The sequence below is a fragment of the Streptomyces sp. NPDC006602 genome (genome assembly GCF_042870385.1).
Classification (GTDB): domain Bacteria; phylum Actinomycetota; class Actinomycetes; order Streptomycetales; family Streptomycetaceae; genus Streptomyces.
Genome location: NZ_JBIAHG010000008.1, coordinates 250956 through 268471, shown reverse-complemented (window position 1 = coordinate 268471; position 17516 = coordinate 250956). Strand labels below are relative to the sequence as shown.

18 protein-coding genes and 1 pseudogene are annotated in these 17516 nt (G+C 70.4%); 5 read left to right on the top strand and 14 right to left on the bottom strand.

Features of this window, described 5'->3' with window-relative positions:
* Positions 1 to 44: 44 nt before the first annotated feature.
* Positions 45 to 485: an Lrp/AsnC family transcriptional regulator gene (locus ACFYO2_RS22815; RefSeq protein WP_388351892.1), complete on the bottom strand. Its 441-nt coding sequence runs from the start codon at positions 483 to 485 to the stop codon at positions 45 to 47.
* A gap of 269 nt (positions 486 to 754) precedes the next feature.
* On the opposite strand from ACFYO2_RS22815, the gene ACFYO2_RS22810 reads away from it, so the two are divergent.
* Together ACFYO2_RS22810 and ACFYO2_RS22805 are read left to right on the top strand one after the other, a co-directional pair.
* Positions 755 to 1189, top strand: a complete 435-nt coding sequence (locus ACFYO2_RS22810) for a hypothetical protein (RefSeq protein WP_388351889.1) — start codon at positions 755 to 757, stop codon at positions 1187 to 1189.
* 182 nt (positions 1190 to 1371) lie between these two features.
* The gene (locus ACFYO2_RS22805) at positions 1372 to 1632 is read left to right on the top strand and encodes a hypothetical protein (RefSeq protein ID WP_388351886.1); all 261 of its coding nucleotides are present in this window, start codon (positions 1372 to 1374) and stop codon (positions 1630 to 1632) included.
* Here ACFYO2_RS22805 and ACFYO2_RS22800 read toward each other — a convergent pair.
* Positions 1595 to 2767 (bottom strand): acyl-CoA dehydrogenase family protein, encoded by a 1173-nt coding sequence (locus ACFYO2_RS22800; RefSeq protein ID WP_388351884.1) that lies wholly within the window; start codon positions 2765 to 2767, stop codon positions 1595 to 1597. The two genes, ACFYO2_RS22805 and ACFYO2_RS22800, sit on opposite strands and share 38 nt — an antisense overlap.
* 336 nt (positions 2768 to 3103) lie before the next feature.
* Between ACFYO2_RS22800 and ACFYO2_RS22795 the strand changes: the two genes are divergently transcribed.
* A complete protein-coding gene (locus ACFYO2_RS22795; RefSeq protein WP_388351883.1) occupies positions 3104 to 4345 on the top strand; it encodes a glycoside hydrolase family 18 protein in 1242 nt (413 codons plus the stop codon).
* A 116-nt stretch (positions 4346 to 4461) separates the two neighbouring features.
* On the opposite strand, the pseudogene ACFYO2_RS22790 reads toward ACFYO2_RS22795, so the two are convergent.
* From ACFYO2_RS22790 to ACFYO2_RS22780, 3 genes and pseudogenes are all read right to left on the bottom strand, one after another.
* Positions 4462 to 5147: pseudogene (locus ACFYO2_RS22790) on the bottom strand (TetR/AcrR family transcriptional regulator).
* A 64-nt stretch (positions 5148 to 5211) separates the two neighbouring features.
* Positions 5212 to 5352, bottom strand: coding sequence for an SCO1431 family membrane protein (locus tag ACFYO2_RS22785; protein ID WP_388351880.1), 141 nt, complete (start codon positions 5350 to 5352; stop codon positions 5212 to 5214).
* A gap of 148 nt (positions 5353 to 5500) precedes the next feature.
* A complete protein-coding gene (locus tag ACFYO2_RS22780) occupies positions 5501 to 6877 on the bottom strand; it encodes a peptidase C39 family protein (RefSeq protein WP_388351877.1) in 1377 nt (458 codons plus the stop codon).
* 184 nt (positions 6878 to 7061) lie between these two features.
* Between ACFYO2_RS22780 and ACFYO2_RS22775 the strand changes: the two genes are divergently transcribed.
* Both ACFYO2_RS22775 and ACFYO2_RS22770 read left to right on the top strand, forming a co-directional pair.
* Complete coding sequence (locus ACFYO2_RS22775) at positions 7062 to 7682, top strand: uridine kinase (RefSeq protein WP_388352021.1); 621 nt, start codon at positions 7062 to 7064, stop codon at positions 7680 to 7682.
* Between the two features lie 460 nt (positions 7683 to 8142).
* Complete coding sequence (locus tag ACFYO2_RS22770; RefSeq protein ID WP_388351874.1) at positions 8143 to 10005, top strand: AAA family ATPase; 1863 nt, start codon at positions 8143 to 8145, stop codon at positions 10003 to 10005.
* A gap of 143 nt (positions 10006 to 10148) precedes the next feature.
* On the opposite strand, the gene ACFYO2_RS22765 is transcribed toward ACFYO2_RS22770, so the two are convergent.
* The 9 genes from ACFYO2_RS22765 to ACFYO2_RS22725 all read right to left on the bottom strand — a co-directional run bounded on the left by ACFYO2_RS22765 (position 10149) and on the right by ACFYO2_RS22725 (position 17513).
* The gene (locus tag ACFYO2_RS22765) at positions 10149 to 11234 is read right to left on the bottom strand and encodes a hemolysin family protein (protein WP_388351871.1); all 1086 of its coding nucleotides are present in this window, start codon (positions 11232 to 11234) and stop codon (positions 10149 to 10151) included.
* Complete coding sequence (locus ACFYO2_RS22760) at positions 11231 to 12559, bottom strand: hemolysin family protein (protein ID WP_388351869.1); 1329 nt, start codon at positions 12557 to 12559, stop codon at positions 11231 to 11233. Before ACFYO2_RS22760 ends, ACFYO2_RS22765 begins: the two co-directional genes overlap by 4 nt.
* A gap of 234 nt (positions 12560 to 12793) precedes the next feature.
* The gene (locus tag ACFYO2_RS22755; RefSeq protein WP_388351866.1) at positions 12794 to 13249 is read right to left on the bottom strand and encodes a PH domain-containing protein; all 456 of its coding nucleotides are present in this window, start codon (positions 13247 to 13249) and stop codon (positions 12794 to 12796) included.
* Between the two features lie 13 nt (positions 13250 to 13262).
* Positions 13263 to 14120 carry an ATP phosphoribosyltransferase gene (gene hisG / locus ACFYO2_RS22750; RefSeq protein WP_388351863.1) on the bottom strand — a complete coding sequence of 286 codons (858 nt, stop codon included), beginning with the start codon at positions 14118 to 14120 and terminating at the stop codon, positions 13263 to 13265.
* A gap of 53 nt (positions 14121 to 14173) precedes the next feature.
* Complete coding sequence (locus tag ACFYO2_RS22745) at positions 14174 to 14446, bottom strand: phosphoribosyl-ATP diphosphatase (RefSeq protein ID WP_030946750.1); 273 nt, start codon at positions 14444 to 14446, stop codon at positions 14174 to 14176.
* Between the two features lie 33 nt (positions 14447 to 14479).
* Positions 14480 to 14965 (bottom strand): 6,7-dimethyl-8-ribityllumazine synthase, encoded by a 486-nt coding sequence (ribH, locus tag ACFYO2_RS22740; RefSeq protein ID WP_030038615.1) that lies wholly within the window; start codon positions 14963 to 14965, stop codon positions 14480 to 14482.
* A gap of 21 nt (positions 14966 to 14986) precedes the next feature.
* Positions 14987 to 16276 (bottom strand): bifunctional 3,4-dihydroxy-2-butanone-4-phosphate synthase/GTP cyclohydrolase II, encoded by a 1290-nt coding sequence (locus ACFYO2_RS22735; protein WP_388351858.1) that lies wholly within the window; start codon positions 16274 to 16276, stop codon positions 14987 to 14989.
* The gene (locus ACFYO2_RS22730) at positions 16273 to 16914 is read right to left on the bottom strand and encodes a nicotinamide riboside transporter PnuC (RefSeq protein WP_388351856.1); all 642 of its coding nucleotides are present in this window, start codon (positions 16912 to 16914) and stop codon (positions 16273 to 16275) included. The genes ACFYO2_RS22735 and ACFYO2_RS22730 overlap by 4 nt, the downstream gene beginning before the upstream one ends.
* Positions 16911 to 17513: a riboflavin synthase gene (locus ACFYO2_RS22725; protein ID WP_388351853.1), complete on the bottom strand. Its 603-nt coding sequence runs from the start codon at positions 17511 to 17513 to the stop codon at positions 16911 to 16913. The genes ACFYO2_RS22730 and ACFYO2_RS22725 overlap by 4 nt, the downstream gene beginning before the upstream one ends.
* Positions 17514 to 17516: the final 3 nt, after the last annotated feature.

Genomic DNA, 17516 nt, shown 5'->3' with positions numbered 1-17516 from the left:
GGACAGTTTCGCGCCTCGCGCGGGCCGTCCGGCACGCAGGTCGGTCAGATCCGCGGCGGCCGTGCCTCGTACGGGGTGGACAGCACCACCGTCGTCCGCGTGGACACCCCCGCCAGCGTCCTGAGCCGGGCCAGCAGCTCCTCCAGGTCGTGCGGGGTGGAGACCCGCACCTTGAGGATGTAGTTCTCGTCGCCGGCGACGCTGTGGCAGGCCTCGATCTCGGGGACGTCGGCGAGACGGTCCGCGATGTCGTCGGGGGCGCTGGGGTCGAACGGCTTCACCGAGATGAACGCGGTCAGGGGCAGCCCGACAGCCTCAGGGTCGACCACCGCCGCGTAGCCGCGGATGACTCCGCGCTGTTCCAGCCGACGCACCCGCTGGTGCACGGCCGACGTGGACAGGCCGGTCGCCTTGCCCAGGTCTGTGTAGCTCATCCGCCCGTCCTTGACGAGCAGCTGCACGATTTGTCGGTCGAGCTCCTCCATGGCGCAAGAACCTACAGTGCGGCTGATCTCCTCCGATACCTGAGCGGCGCAGGTCATACCCGGTTCGTGATGTGGCCGAGAGCAGCCTGTGAGCCGTCCGGGCGACAGAGGGGCCGCGCCGGGCACCTGCGGTTGGCATGTGACGAAGGCCACACCCCCCGAACAGGCTCCGTGATGGTCTCGTGATTACCGGCCAGACGGGGCGGGAAGTGCTTGCTGTGGTCGAGGCCGCAGCGCCTTCACGGCCCAGCCCGAGGGGGAGAACCTATATGCAGAGTCTTAAGCGCCCTGGTCGTACCGCACCCAAGCGGCCGCAGTTGGTGGTCGAGCCCGAGCCGGAGGGCGTCGAACCCGACGCCCTCGACGAGGAACTCGACCCCTACGACACCTTCGAGATGTACCGGGTCGTCTGCCCGGACTGCGCACAGCCAATCGCCCTGCTGGCGGACGAGGAGGTCCTGCCGGAGCACGCGCTGTGCGCCTCGCCGTGGAACCCGTTCGGTCTCACGGTCTGCGCCGGCACCGGCCGCAAGGCGTCCGACGCCCGGTCGGCGGACGAGTCGGCCGAGCCGCAGGAGCAGGACACGGCCCTTCTGCTGACGCTCCCTCAGGGGCTCGACTGGCGGACGCAGCCCTTCTCGCACGTCGGCGGCCCGGGCTCCCGTCCCATCCGGGTGCCTGTCATGCGCCGCCACGCCGCCTGAGCGGCCCGGCTCCCACCCCGTGACCGATCCGCACCACGGCTCGCAGGATGCCGTGGTGCGGTTCGGTGTGCGCTGACCGGGAGTGGCGGTCGGTCAGACAGTCACACCGACCGGACCTCGGCGAACTCACTCCCGATTCCCGAGAATGGTGACCTGTCCGCCGAGCTTCGCGTTGTCTCGGTATGACCCCCACATACTCGGCGACCGGGCGTCAGCGTCGTGTGTTCGTTCCCGCACCGGTCCCCGCCTCGGCGGAATCGGTTCCGCTCGCGCCGCCGCAGATCCAGGACCCGCCCATCTACCGTGATCTGATGCGCACCTGGGCGGACGGCGGCCGCACGCTGCCGGGCCGCCACGACCCGGAGTGGGTCCGGCTGGCGGCGCCCCAGGTGACGTCGGGCCAGTTCAGCGGGTCTCGGGACCCGCGAGGTGACGGGCGATGACCATCCGCTGGATCTGGTTGGTGCCCTCGACGATCTGCAGGACCTTGGCCTCGCGCATGTACCGCTCGGCCGGGAAGTCGGCGGTGTAGCCGTACCCGCCGAGGACCTGGACGGCGTCCATGGTCACCTTCATCGCGGTGTCGGTGCAGTGCAGCTTGGCCATGGCCGCCTGCTTGGCGAACGGCCGGCCCGCGTCGCGCAGTCGCGCCGCCGCCAGGTACAGCGCCCGGCCGGCCTCGATCTGGGTCGCCATGTCGGCGAGCATGAAACGCAGGCCCTGGAAGTCGGCGATCGGCCGCCCGAACTGCTGGCGCCCGGTCGCGTAGGCCACCGCCTCGTCGAGCGCCGCCTGGGCCAGGCCGATGGCGCAGGCCGCGATGCCGAGCCGCCCGGAGTCGAGCGCGGCCAGGGCGATGGCGAAACCCTGGCCCTCGTCGCCGATGCGCCGGTCGTCGGGGACGCGGACCCCGTCGAAGTGGACCTGGGCGGTCGGCGAGCCCTTCATGCCCATCTTCTTCTCCGGCGCCGCGGCGCTCAGGCCCGCCGCGTCACCGGGCACCAGGAAGGCCGTGATCCCGCGCGGGCCTTCCTCGCCCGTGCGGGCCATCACCGTGTAGAAGTCGGCGATTCCGCCGTGCGTGATCCAGGCCTTGGTGCCGGTGATCACCCAGTCCTCGCCGTCGCGCACCGCCTTCGTACGCAGCGAGGCCGCGTCCGAGCCGGAGGACGGCTCCGACAGGCAGTACGCGCCCAGCAGAGAGCCGCCGAGCATCGCGGGCAGGTGCTCGACCTGCTGCTCCTTGGTGCCGTAGGCGGCGAGCGCGTAGGAGGCCAGGGTGTGCACGCTGACGCCGAGGCCGACGGTGAGGCGGGCCGCGGCGAGTTCTTCGAGGACCTGGAGGTAGACCTCGTAGGGCTGATCACCGCCGCCGTACTCGGAGTCGTACGGCAGGCCGAGCAGTCCGGACTCGGAGAGCAGGGTGAAGACCTCGCGCGGGAAGCGTCCGGCGTCCTCCTCATCGGCCGCCTTCGGGGCGATCTCCTGCCGCGCGATGTCGCGGACGAGCGAGATCAGATCCCGGGCCTCGTCCGTGGGCAGTTGCCGGTCCACCGGCTGCGGGGCGCGGTCGGGCATGGCGACGCTCTCCTCCCTGTCGGGCGCGACGGCGGACGTGCGCCTTGGGTGGGGGCCGCTCCGCCGGGTCTCACTGTGCCGGCCGATGCTCGCACTCCCGGGTCACGGAAGCTGCTGACCAGCGGCTGTGCGCTGTGAGTATGCCCGATCGGAGGCACTCAGTCACCGGTTAACGAGCGCTCACTTCAAGAAATTCCGACACGCCCGACACGCCGAGGATTGGTACGAACCATTGACCTATTGGTCTAGTCCTCTTACTGTTTCGCTCCAACGCTTCCCCGCGTTCATGCCAATCGGCGTGCGATCCCCTCCCTGTCCCCTGCGAGGAGACACCCGATGCACACCCCGCCCCGCCCCCGCCCCCGGTTCCGGGCCCTCCTGTCCGCCTCGTGCTGCGCCGCCCTCGGCGCCGGCCTGCTCGCCGGTGCGGGCACCGCCACCGCCACGGAGCCCGGCCCCGCCGAGGCCACTACGGCCGGCTCGAAGGTTGTCGGCTACTTCACCGACTGGGGCATCTACGGCCGCCAGTACTTCGTCAAGAACATCGAGACCTCCGGCTCCGCCGACAAGCTCACCCACGTCAACTACGCCTTCGGCAATGTCACCGACGGCAAGTGCGCCCTCGGCGACGCCTGGGCGGACACCGACAAGCCGTTCACCGCCGAGGAGTCCGTTGACGGTGTCGCCGACACCGCGGACCAGCCGCTGAGCGGCAACTTCAACCAGCTGCGCAAACTGAAGAAGCTGCACCCCGGCCTCAAGATCATCTGGTCGTTCGGCGGCTGGAGCTGGTCGGGCGGCTTCGGCGAGGCGGCCAAGGACCCGGCGGCCTTCGCCCAGTCCTGCTACGACCTGGTCGAGAACTCGAAGTGGGCGGATGTCTTCGACGGCATCGACATCGACTGGGAGTACCCGGGCGCCTGCGGCCTGACCTGCGACACCAGCGACCGGGAGGCGTTCAGAGACGTGATGGCCGCGCTGCGCGCCAAGTTCGGCAAGCGGCAGTTGATCACCGCGGCGATCACCGCCGACGCCACACCCGGCGGCAAGATCGACGCGGCGGACTACGCGGCCGCGGCACGGTACGTCGACTGGTACAACCCCATGACGTACGACTACTTCGGCGCCTGGGCCGCCACCGGCCCGACGGCGCCGCACTCCCCCCTGACGTCCTACCCGGGCATTCCGGAGGAGGGCTACAACACCGCCGCCACCATCGCCAAGCTCAAGAGCCTGGGCATCCCGTCCTCGAAGCTGCTGCTGGGCATCGGCTTCTACGGGCGCGGCTGGACCGGCGTCACGCAGACGGAGCCGGGCGGCACGGCCACCGGCCCGGCGGCGGGCACGTACGAGGCCGGCTTCGAGGACTACAAGGTGCTCAAGACCACCTGCCCGCCGACCGGGACCGTGGGCGGCACCGCCTACGCCAAGTGCGGCAGCGACTGGTGGAGTTACGACACTCCGAAGACGATCAAGGGGAAGATGAACTACAAGGACGCACAGCGCCTGGGCGGCACGTTCTTCTGGGAGCTGAGCGGGGACACCGCGGACGGTGAGCTGATCAACGCGATCAACTAGCCGAGGCCGGAGGAGACTTGGGGCGGAGGGCCACGAGCCTGCGCCCCAAGTCGTCGGTCGCCTGTCGTCGGCCGCGTGTCCTGAGCCGCATGCCGTCAGTCATCAGCCGTCAGTCATCATTCGTCATTCGTCATTCGTCCGTCGTCGTCGCGGCGGGCCGGCTCCGGGGCGCCGGGTACGCCGGGTCCATCTCCTCGATGGCCCGCATCGAACCGCCGAGCGTCTTGACCAGGAGTTCGCGCATCGTGTCGCGGGACAGTTCGGGGCGGTCGATCCAGTCGAGGGCGGCCCCCTCCACGCTGCACAGCCAGGCGAGCAGACCCATGCGGGCCAGCGGCGCGATGTCGGTACGGCCGTACGCCCCCTCGGCGATGGTGGCGACGATCGCTTCCCGCACCCCGTCCCGGATGGCGTGCACCTCGGCGTCGAAGCCGACGCCGCCGCTGACGATCGTGCGGTAGGCGGCCTGATTGTGCTCGGCGTAGCGCAGATAGCTGTCGATGGTGCGGTGGACCCGGCCCACCGGCTCCAGTTCGAGGCCGCTCGCCGCGTAGGTGACCAGGTCGGCGACGGAGTCCTGGATGATCGCCAGGTAGTAGCCGCGCTTGGACTGGAAGTAGTAGTAGATCAGTCCCTTGGCGACATGGGCCTGCCGGGCGATGTCGTCCATCGAGAGGGCGTCGTACGACGTGTCGGCGAACAGCTTCCGCCCGATGGCGATGAGTTCGGCGCGGCGTGCCACCGAGCGCTCGGTGCCGCGCGCCCGCGGACGGGCGGCCTCGCTCTGTTGACTGATATTCAATTTCGACCCTGGTCTCAACGGGCGGCGGGACACCCGCAGTATGTCAGGTCGCATGTGCGTCAGGTCACAGCAGGCCGAGCCGGGTGACGAGCAGCGCGATCACCACGACGAGCGTCCAGCCCATGACGTGCTCGACGATCTTCGGGCCGTCCTCCCGGGGGCCGCCGGTTCGGGCGCGGGCGGCGGCGGCTGAGTGTGCGGTCATGGCTTCTCGCTGAGGTCGGACGTATGGGTGGACTCCCCCCACCGAGCTGTCCACCTTGCCACTGGGGGCGGCTTTTGCCACAGAGAGCTTGGTCACACGCCGACCGCCCCCGGCGTCGCCTCACGCCGGGGGCCGTTCGTACGTCGCTTCAGCGCACGCCCACGTCCGCGAGCGCCTTGCGCTGGCGCGGGGTGGGCAGTGCCGGGAAGTACAGGTAGCAGACGCCTCCGGTGCCGGAGACGACCTTGCCACTGGCGTTGTACCGCTTGGTCCTGAGCCAGATATTTTCCCACTCGCGCCGCTTGTACACGCGCCGCACGGCCTCGTCGGTCGGGGAGTTCGGGTCGTTGGCGATCACGTCGCCGGTGTCCGTGAAGCCGATCACGGTCATCAGGTGGCCGGAGGTGCCGTAGCCCGCTCCCGTGAGCTCCTCCTTGAGGAAGGACTGGGACGTCATGGCCGGGATGCCGGCGGCGATCAGCGTCTCCAGGTCGGTGAGTGAGCCTAGCCGGGTGACCACGCCCTGGAGGCCCTTGAAGGTGGCCGCGTAGGCGGCGTTGAACGGCCAGTTGCCGCAGCCCGCGTACTGGTAGTCGTAGGTGTACCGGGCCGCGTGGCAGACCTGCGGGTCGGGGTACGAGGGGTCGACCCAGGCCAGCTGGTCGGAGGTGAGCCGGCCGCCCCAGTACTCGATGATCATCTGCGAGGAGGTGGGGCTGCACCAGGCCTCGCCGCCGTTGTCGTACTGCGGGTACTGGCCGACGTGGATCTCCTGCGAGTAGCGCGGGACGGTCAGTTCCCGGGCGAGGCCGGGGGCGGAGGCCGGGACGGTGAAGCGGTCCGCTACGTCGGAGCCCATCGCGCCGAGCCGCCAGACGGTGGGCGTGGCCTTCGTGCCGGGCTTGCGGTAGAGGGTGAGCCGCAGACGGTACGACGCCAGGCGCAGGCCCGTGGCCGGGTCGTCGATCGCGAAGGTGTCCGTCCAGATCCTGCTCTTGTCGTCGCTCTGGCCGTCGACCGAGGTCCGCCTGATGTCCTGGTCGCCGGCCGCCCAGCGGCCCATCACGTACCAGGGGGTGTGCGTGCCGTCGGAGTACGTGCCCTTGAGCTCGACCTGGAGCCAGGTCCCGGCCGGGGTGCGGGCGTTCCAGGAGACGATCGCCTCCGTGGCGGGGACGGCGAGGTCATGGCCGGGCGACGTCCAGGTCCCGTACTCCCAGGCGGCCGTCGTGCCGGTGTGCGGGTCGGTGTAGTCGGCGGTGCCCGCGGGCGTGTCGATCACCACGCCCGGGCGGACCCCGGCGACGGCCCGGGTGCCCTTGGCGGTGCCGTCGCGCCAGTGGGCATACGTGGTCCAGAAGCGGTTGTCGACCCGGCGGGCCGGGGCGCGGTCGGGTGCGCGGTCGGCTGTGTCGGTCACGGTGCTGCTCGCGGTGTCGGCGGACGCCGGGGCCGCGCTGCCGGCGACGGCGGCGACCGCGGCGGCCAGGACGGTTCTGCGGGACGGCTGTTCGGCTCTGATCATGGGCGGAGTGACCCCCAGGTGTCCGAGTCGGGGCAGATCCACTGCACGGTGGTGCGCCAACTATGGAACAGGCGGCATGCTCCGGCCAGCACTTCGGGCCGTGCCGCGCCCGGCGATATTGGTCTCGTCCACTGGCGTGACCTGCCCGACTTAGACTTCTCGCAGGAAACCTGCCCCCTGCCCCCTGCTCCCTGCTCCCCGAGGAACGGCCATCCGCGACCTCGCCTCCCGGCTCCGCCGACTGCCCCCGTCCTGCGGACCGGTCCGCCTGATCGGCGTCGACGGGCACGCCGGCTCCGGGAAGTCCACGTTCGCCGGGGAGTTGGCCCGGGAACTGGGCGACGCGCCGGTGCTGCGGCTGGACGACATCGCCAGCCACGAGGCGCTGTTCGACTGGACCGGACGGCTGCTGACCCAGGTGATCGAACCGCTCGGCCGCGGCGAGCGGGCGCGGTACACGCCGTACGACTGGCATGCCCGCCGCTTCGGACCACCGCGCTCACTGCCGCTCGCTCCGGTGCTCCTCGTCGAGGGCGTCGGTGCGGGCCGCCGGGCGCTGCGCCCTTACCTGGCACACCTGTTGTGGATGGAGCTGCCGCGCGAGGAGGCGTGGGCGCGTGGGCGGGCGCGGGACGGGGAGGAGCAGCGGGAGTTCTGGGCCGGGTGGGTCGGGGCGGAACAACGGCACTTCGCCGAGGATCCCTCCCGGCCCTTCGCCAACCTCCTGGTACGGCAGCGCCCTGAGGGATATGAGGTGTTTCCAGGGCCTGCCGGGGACATTGGATCGGACCAGAGCGTCACGTAGAGTGATGGACCATCCGCAATGTGCTGAACTCGTGAAGAGCCTTGCGGAAGAAGTTCCCGGAGTGCTTCAACTCGGCTTGACCGACGGGCCGTACAGGTCTTACGTTCTGATTGTGCGGCCATTCGTAGCCGCCCCGCAGACGCGAAGCCCCCGGTTGTTCCCCCGTGATCGGGGGCTTCGTTCTGTCCTCTCCCCTTTTTTCGGCGCCCCGAGGCATGATTCGCTCACCCTCGGTCACGACGCGTGAGTGCGCCCCTGTGCTCCCACCTCGTCAAACGGCCTGTGCGGCACCCTACGGCGGGCGACACCACCGCAGGTACGATGCCCTCGGTGCGACCTACGGACGGCTGCTCTGCGCACCGTCGCAACTCCGGTCCGCGGCACAGCGGTTGGACCAAGGCGGTCGACGGGCACCGGCCCGCCGGCCAACCAAACGGGGGCACGGTTTGTGGGGGACGTGATGGACTTCGGCACGCAGGGCCCCGAGGCCCCGGCCGACCTCGCCTGGCTGCGAGGCGTGGACGCCTACACGATGGGCGCCTATCCGCAGGCGGAGGAGGAGTTCCGCACCGCGGTGCGGATCGATCCAGGGATGGCCGACGGCTGGCTCGGACTGCACGCGCTGCGCGTGGACACGACGACCGCGCTGCTCAGGATGTTCCGGCACCGGGAGCGCTTCGGCGAACAGCGCGCCCGGCACCGGCGCAGCCTCAACTCCTGGTACTGGCTGGGCTGGTGGGTACAGCCCGTGCTGGAGAGCCCGCGCGACCTGCTCCTCGCCCACGCCTCGCACTGGCTGGACGGCCGGCACGTCCCGGAACTCGACCGGGCACTGGCAGGTCTGCCGCCGGTGGACGCCGACCACCAGGTCCGCTTCCTGCACGCCTGCCGCGCCTACCTCGTCAAGGACTGGGAACAGCTGGTCCGGCACACCGACCCGCTGGTCAACGACCCCATGCTGGGTATCGAGGCGGGACTGTTCGGCGGCATGGCCCGGGTCCGTCTGGAAATGTACGGGCAGGCCGAACCCCTGCTGTCGGCGGCCCTGATGCGCTGCCGCAGCGAGCAGCCGCAGCGCAAGGAGCTGCGCTACTGGCTGGCGCGCGCCCACGAGGGCACCGGCCGCAGCGCCGCCGCCCTCCCCCTGTACCGGGCCGTGCACCGCGTCGACCCCGCCTTCATGGACACCTCGGCCCGGCTCGCCGCGATCGCCGAGGGCGACGGGTACGACGACTCCGCCGACCTCGCCGCAATCACGCTCACCGGGGCGGGGCAGGACGTCCTGGACGGTCCCGACGGGCTCGACCCGCTCTTCGGCACCGAAGGGCGCGACCTGAAGCTCACGGAGCCCGACCTGCCGCCCTCTGGTCCGCTGCCGTCGGCGACCGACCCCGCGGTCCGCGAGAAAGCCGTGCCCTCGCCGTCGCTGCCCGCCGGGCCCACGGATCCCGCATTACTCGAGGCGGCGCTCGCCGAGCTCGAGCGCATGGTGGGCCTGGAGCCGGTGAAACGCCAGGTCAAGGCGTTGTCCGCCCAGTTGAACATGGCCCGGCTGCGGGCCGGGCAGGGGCTGCCGGTCCAGCCGCCGAAACGGCACTTCGTCTTCTCCGGCCCCTCCGGCACCGGCAAGACCACCGTGGCCCGCATCCTCGGCCGCGTCTTCTACGCCCTCGGGCTCCTCGGCGGCGACCATCTCGTGGAGGCCCAGCGGGCCGACCTGGTCGGCGAGTACCTCGGCCAGACCGCCGTGAAGGCCAACGAGCTCATCGACTCCGCGCTCGGCGGTGTGCTCTTCGTCGACGAGGCGTACTCGCTCTCCAACTCCGGCTACGGCAAGGGCGACGCGTACGGCGACGAGGCGCTCCAGGTACTGCTCAAGCGGGCCGAGGACAACCGCGACCACCTCGTGGTGATCCTGGCCGGCTATCCCGAGGGCATGGACCGTCTGCTGGCCGCCAACCCCGGGCTGTCCTCCCGCTTCACGACCCGCGTCGACTTTCCGTCCTACCGGCCGCTCGAACTCACCTCGATCGGCGAGGTGCTGGCCACGGAGAACGGTGACGCGTGGGACGAGGAGGCGCTGGACGAGCTGCGGTCGATCGCCGGGCATGTGGTCGACCAGGGGTGGATCGACGAGCTGGGGAACGGACGGTTCCTGCGGACGCTGTACGAGAAGAGCTGCGCTTACCGGGATCTGCGGTTGTCGACGTACCCGGGGATGCTGACGCGGGACGACTTGTCGACGCTTCGCTTGCCGGACCTGATGCAGGCGTATGGCGAGGTGCTGTCGGGGCGGGGGCCGCAGGATCCGTCGGCGATGTAGCCACCGTAGCTGCGGGCAGTCGTGCCGCTGGGCGATGGGGTCCCCTCGCTCGAGCGAAGTCGAGAGTGGGGGAGGGCGTGCGCGGCGGCACCCGCCAGTGCGGGCGAGTGAACCCACCCGCCCGCACCAGCACAGGGCACCTGCTAACTCGCCAGCGCCTCCTCCGGCTCCCCGCTCGCCCGTGGCTGCGCGACCCGTACCTCCGGCACCTCCCGGTGCGCCGGGTCGCGTACCTCGCCGACCAGGAGCTCCAGTACGTCCTCCAGCGCGACGAGCCCCAGCACCTTGCCGGACGCGTCCGCCACCTGGGCGAGGTGTGTCGCGGCCCGGCGCATCACGGTGAGCGCGTCGTCGAGCGGCAGCTCGGACCTGAGGGTCGTCATCGGGCGCCACACCTGCTGCGGCACCGCCCGCTGGGACTCCTCCAGGTCGAGTACGTCCTTCACGTGCAGGTAGCCCATGAAGGCGCCGTTCTCCGCCGCCACCGGGAACCGGGAGTAGCCGGTGTGGCCGGTGAGTTCGACGATCTGGCCCGGGGTGACCGAGGGGCTGACCGTCACCAGCGACTCGCGGGTCAGGAGCACGTCCGTGACCGGGCGGGAACCCAGCTCCAGGGCGTCCTCCAGGCGTTCCTGCTCCTCGGGGTCGAGCAGGCCGGCCTGGCCGGAGTCCTCCACCAGGCGGTTGAGCTGCTCGCTGGTGAAAACGGCCTCGACCTCGTCCTTGGGCTCGACGCCGAAGAGCCGAAGGATGGCCCCGGCGCAGGCACCGAGGCCCACGGTGATCGGCTTGCAGAGGCGGGCGAAGGCGACCAGGCCGGGGCTGAGCCACAGCGCGGCCTTCTCCGGGGCCGCCATCGCGAGGTTCTTCGGGACCATCTCGCCGATGACGAGGTGGAAGAAGACCACGGCGGCGAGCGCGATGACATAGCCGAGCGGGTGGATCACGCCGTGCGGCAGGTGGATCCACTCGAAGACCGGCTCCAGCAGGTGCGCGACCGTCGGTTCGGCGACCGCACCCAGCGTCAGCGAGCAGACGGTGATGCCGAACTGGGCGGCCGCCATCATCTGCGGCAGCCGCTCCAGGCCGTACAGCACCTGGCGGGCCCGGGCGGTGCCGAGCGGTTCGATCTGGCTGCGGCGCACGGAGACGAGCGCGAACTCGGCACCCACGAAGAAGCCGTTCAGGAGTACGAGCAGTGCGGCGAACAGGAGTTGGAGCACGCTCATCGGACGGCCTCCACCGCGACGGGGGCCGTCCGCACCAGGCGGACCCGCTCGGCGCGGTAGTGCCCGACCTGGCGCACGGACAGCCGCCAGCCGGGCAGTTCGGCCTTGTCGCCGACGGCCGGGATGCGGCCGAGGACGTCGGCGACCAGGCCGGCGACGGTCTCGTACGGCCCCTCGGGCACGTCGAGGCCGATGCGCTGGAGGACGTCGACGCGGCAGCTGCCGTCGGCCTCCCAGGCGGGCCTGCCGTCCTCCGGCGCGGCGGCGGCGAGTTCCGGCAGGTCCTGCCCGTCGTGCTCGTCGCGGACCTCGCCGACGATCTCCTCGACGATGTCCTCCAGCGTGACGACGCCGGCCGTGCCGCCGTACTCGTCGACGACGACGGCTATGGGCTGTTCGTTGCGCAACTGCGCGAGCAGGGGCTGTACGGGCAGGGTCTCGGGTACGAGGAGCGCCGGACGCGCGATGCGCACCACGGGGGTGCGCAGGCGGTCGTACGCGGGGACGGCCAGGGCGTCCTTGAGGTGCACCATGCCGACGATCTCGTCGATCTTGTCGTGGTAGACGGGGAAGCGGGACAGGCCGGTGGCGCGGGTCAGGTTGACCACGTCCTCGGCGGTGGCCGACGACTGCAGGGCGCTGACCTTCACGCGCGGGGTCATGACGTGCTGCGCGGTCAGCTCGGCCAGCGACAGTGTCCGTACGAAGAGGTCCGCGGTGTCCTGCTCCAGGGCGCCGGCCCGTGCGGAGTGCCGGGCCAGGGAAACGAGTTCGCCGGGGGTGCGGGCGGAGGCCAATTCCTCGGTGGGCTCGATGCCCAGTGCGCGGACGAGATGGTTGGCGACCGCGTTCAGGCCGGCGATCACCGGGTGGAACAGGCGGGCGAAGGCGTGCTGCGGACCGGCGACGAAGCGCGCGACCTGCATCGGCTTGGACACCGCCCAGTTCTTGGGCACCAGTTCGCCGATCACCATCTGCACGGCCGAGGCCAGCAGCATACCGACGACCACGGCGACACCGGAGACGGCGCCCTCGGGGATGCCGGTCGCGGTGATGGGGCCGTGCAGTAGCTGTGCGAGCGCCGGTTCGGCGAGCATGCCGACGACCAGGGAGGTGATGGTGATGCCGAGTTGAGTGCCGGAGAGCTGGAAGGACAGCTCCTTGAGGGACTCGACGACCGTACGGGCCCGTCGGTCGCCCTCGGCGGCGGCCTTCTCGGCCTCCGTCGCCTCGACCGTCACCAGGCCGAACTCGGCCGCCACGAAGAATCCGTTAGCGAGAATCAGCAGGAACGCCGCTCCGAGGAGCAGCAGGGGGATGGTCATGATGCCGCCGCCTCCGCGTACGCGCGGTCTGTGAGATCACAGTCCGCGGTATGTCGGCAGGGGGCGGCGCAGGTACTACAGGACGATCCGTCCATCGCCGGAGAGGGTCACTCCTCGCGTAGCAGGAACCCCTGGGCACCGGGCGGCGCGCAGGGGCGGAGACGCAGCGAAAAACGCCTCCGCCAACAGATTAATCAAGACATGGGCCTGTGCGGCAGGGTGGACGGCCCCGAGTCAGCCCTGATCTTCCTCGGGGCGGGCTGTGGAGCGGGCCTCGGCCAGCGCCCGCAGCGTGCGCGCGTCGGCGATGGCACGCTGCTTGGCGATGCCCGGCTGGATGCCGAGCGCGGGCAGGCTGGTGCCGTCGCTGAGGTTCAGGAAGACCCAGGGGTCGCCGGGGCGGAGGTTTACCTGGATGATCTCGGCCCAGGCCAGACGGCGTCTGCTGGCGATGTTGACCACGGTGACGCCGGTCTCGTCGGCGACGACTTTCGGCCGCGACAACATGAGCAGCACGCCGAACAGGAGCGCCCCGGTGAAGACGAAGCTGAGGCGCTCCCCGGCGCTGAGCTGCTCCAGCAGCATCGCGACCGTCGTGATGACCACGAAGATCGCGACGCCGGCGGTCAGCAGGACGGCACGGGTGCGCCCTGGCCGGAAGGTGACGGGCAGAGGGGGCAGTTCGGACATTCTTACCGCGCCTTCAGAGACGGCAGGCGTGGATGGCCGTCGTCAGGATGGCCCGCGCGCCGATGTCGTACAGGTCGTCCATGATCCGCTGGGCTTCCTTGGAGGGGACCATCGCACGGACCGCGACCCAGCCCTCGTTGTGCAGCGGGGAGACGGTCGGGGACTCCAGGCCCGGCGTCAGCGCGACGGCCTTCTCGAGCTGCTCGACACGGCAGTCGTAGTCCATCATCACGTACGTACGGGCGACCAGGACGCCCTGGAGGCGGCGCAGGAACTGCTGCACCTTCGGCTCGACCGTGTCGTCGGCCTCCGCGCCGGTGCGGCGGATCACGACGGCCTCGGACTTCATGATCGGCTTGCCGATGACCTCCAGGCCCGCGTTGCGCAGCGAGGTGCCGGTCTCGACGACGTCCGCGATGACCTCGGCGACGCCCAGTTCTATGGCGGTCTCGACGGCTCCGTCGAGGTGCACGACCGAGGCGTCGATGCCTTGGTCGGCGAGGTGCTTGGCCACGATGCCCTCGTAGGAGGTCGCGATCGTCATGCCCTTGAGGTCCTCGACGCCGTTCGCCGTGCCCGGCTTGGTGGCGTAGCGGAAGGTGGAGCGGGCGAAGCCGAGCGGGAGGATCTCCTCCGCGTTGGCGCCGGAGTCGATCAGCAGATCGCGGCCGGTGACGCCGATGTCGAGCCTGCCGGAGGAGACGTAGATCGCGATGTCGCGGGGGCGGAGATAGAAGAACTCGACCTCGTTCTCCGGGTCGACGATCCGCAGTTCCTTGGACTCGCGGCGCTGCTGGTAGCCGGCCTCATGCAGCATCTCCGCCGCAGGTCCTGACAGGGAACCCTTGTTGGGGACGGCGATGCGCAGCATGAGGTCGGCTTCCTTTGTTCGTGCGTGTGTGATGTGCGGGTGGGTGGCGCAGCTCAGAGGTGGGCGTAGACGTCGTCCAGGGAGATCCCGCGGGCGACCATCATCACCTGGACGTGGTACAGCAGCTGCGAGATCTCCTCGGCAGCCGCCTCCTTGCCCTCGTACTCGGCGGCCATCCAGACTTCGGCGGCCTCCTCGACGACCTTCTTGCCGATGGCATGGACGCCCTTGCCGACCAGTTCTGCGGTGCGGGAAGTGGCGGGGTCGCCGTGTGCGGCCTTGTGCTGGAGCTCGGTGAAGAGCTCCTCGAACGTCTTATTGGACATGGTGGCGTTCACTTTACGCGTGTGCCGGCCGACCTATCGCCACGGTTCAGATACTGAGCGGAGGGTGGCCGCGGTCGCCACCGCCGCGGTCACCGCCTCGTGGCCCTTGTCCTCGTTGGAGCCCTCGATGCCGGCCCGGTCCAGGGCCTGCTCCTCGGTGTCGCAGGTGAGCACGCCGAAGCCGACGGGGACGCCGGTGTCCACCGAGACCTGGGTGAGGCCCTGGGTGACGCCCTGGCACACGTACTCGAAGTGGGGGGTGCCGCCGCGGATGACGACGCCGAGGGCGACGATCGCGTCGTAGCCGCGGCCCGCGAGGACCTTGGCGACGACCGGGAGCTCCCAGCTGCCGGGGACCCTGAGCAGGGTCGGCTCGTCGATCCCCAGGTCGTGCAGGGCGCGTAGCGCGCCGTCCACCAGACCGTCCATCACCTTCTCGTGCCACTGTGCCGCGATGACGGCGACCCGCAGGTCTCCGACGTTGCGTACGGACAGTTCCGGTGCACCCTTGCCGCTCACGTCTCTCCTTGGTGTTCTTGCTTACTGGTTGCCGCAGGTGGACACGGGGGTCGTGTCCAGCCAGGGCAGGTCGTGCCCCATCCGGTCCCGCTTGGTGCGCAGGTAGCGGAGGTTGTGCTCGCCCGCCTGTACGGGCATCGGCTCGCGGCCGGTGACCTTGAGGCCGTGGCGGACGAGCGCGTCGGTCTTGTCGGGGTTGTTGGTCATCAGGCGCACGCTGTGGACGCCGAGGTCCTGAAGGATCTGCGCGCCGGCGCCGTAGTCCCGGGCGTCGGCGGGCAGGCCGAGCTCCAGGTTGGCGTCGAGGGTGTCGTGACCCTGCTCCTGGAGCTCGTAGGCGCGCAGCTTGGACAGCAGGCCGATGCCGCGCCCCTCGTGGCCGCGCAGGTAGACCACCACTCCCCTGCCCTCGGTCTGGATGCGCTCCAGGGAGGCGTCCAGCTGGGGGCCGCAGTCGCAGCGGGCGGAGCCGAAGACGTCGCCGGTGAGGCACTCGGAGTGGACGCGGACCAGGACGTCCTCGCCGTCGCCGATGTCGCCGTGCACCAGGGCGACGTGTTCGACGCCGTCGACGGTGGAGCGGTAGCCGTACGCGGTGAAAGTGCCGTGGACGGTGGGCAGGCGGGTCTCCGCCTCGCGGCGGACGGTGGGTTCGGAGCTGCGGCGGTAGGCGATCAGGTCCTCGATGGAGATGATCGTCAGACCGTGCTTGCGGGCGAACGGGATCAGTTCGGGCAGGCGCAGCATGCGGCCGTCCTCACCGGCGATCTCGACGATCGCGCCGGCCGGGCGCAGTCCCGCGAGGCGGGCGAGGTCGACGGCGGCCTCGGTGTGGCCGTTGCGGACGAGGACGCCGCCGGGCTTGGCGCGGAGCGGGAAGACGTGGCCGGGGCGGACGAGGTCCGTGGGCTGAGCCGTACCGCTCGCGAGCAGCTGGAGCGTGGTGGCGCGGTCGGAGGCCGAGATGCCGGTGCTCACGCCGTGGGCGGCGGAGGCGTCGACGGAGACGGTGAACGCGGTTTTCATCGACTCGGTGTTGTCGTCGACCATCTGCGGGAGCCGGAGTCGCTCCAGTTCCTCGCCCTCCATGGGGGCGCAGATCAGGCCGCGGCACTCGCTCATCATGAAGGCGACGATCTCAGGGGTCGCCTTCTCGGCGGCGATGACGAGGTCGCCCTCGTTCTCCCGGTCCTCGTCGTCGACGACCACGATCGGGCGGCCGGCCGCGATGTCCGCGATGGCCTGCTCGATCGGGTCGAGCGCGAAGTCCTCGAAACCGTCGGTGCTGTACAGGATCGGTGCCGCAGTCATGCCGGCGCTCCTTCCAGAACGGGCTGCGAGGCCTTGCGGGAGCGCAGCCACCAGTCGCGCATGCCCCACAGGACGAGCGCGCCGTAGATGACGTAGACGAAGCCGGAGAAGGCGTAGCCGTTGGTGAAGTTCAGCGGGACGCCGACCAGGTCGACCAGCAGCCAGGCGAACCAGAACTCGACCATGCCGCGCGCCTGGGCGTACATGGCGACGACCGTGCCGACGAAGATGTACGCGTCCGGCCAGGGGTCCCAGGACAGTGTCGGATAGGTCTTGAAGAGGAGGGCCACCGCGACTGTGCCGACGGCGGCGGCGCCGACCATCGCCGCGCGCTCGCGCCAGGTGGCGAACCGCGGGGTGATCTGGCCGTCGCCGGACTGGCCCTTGTCGCGGTTCCACTGCCACCAGCCGTACCCGGCGACGACCATGACGACGGCCTGCTTGCCGGCGCTGCCGGTCAGATGGCCGAAGAAGGCGCCGAAGAGGATGAGGCCGGACAGGAACTGGACGGGCCAGCTCCAGATGGACCGCCGCCAGCCGAGGGCGAGTCCGACCAGGCCGAGGATGTTGCCGACCATGTCCGACCACAGGATGTGCTGGTCGAAGAGGACGAACGCCTCGGAGTTGAGCCAGTTCACCGGGTGGCCCCCTGACTGCCCATCAGCCGCTCGACGTACTTGGCGATGACGTCGACCTCGAGGTTGACCGGATCTCCGGGCTGTTTGTGGCCGAGCGTGGTCAGGTCGAGGGTGGTGGGGATGAGGCTGACGGTGAAGTAGTCGGGGCCCGCGTCGACGACGGTGAGGCTGATGCCGTCGACGGTGATGGAGCCCTTCTCGACCACGTAGCGCGTGAGGTCCGCGGGGAGGGAGATCTTCACGATCTCCCAGTTCTCGGACGGCTTGCGCTCCAGCACCCGACCGGTGCCGTCGACGTGGCCCTGCACGATGTGGCCGCCGAGGCGGGCGCCGAGGGCCATGGGGCGTTCGAGGTTGACGCGGGAGCCGGCGGCGAGGACGCCCAGGCTGGAGCGGTTCAGGGTCTCGGCCATCACGTCGGCCGTGAACTCGTCGCCCTCGTGCTCGACGACGGTCAGACAGACGCCGTTGACGGCGATGGAGTCGCCGTGCTTCGCACCCTCGGTGACGATGGGGCCACGCAGCCGGAAGCGGGAGGCGTCGCCGAGGTTCTCGACGGCGGTGACCTCACCCAGCTCTTCGACGATTCCGGTGAACACTTC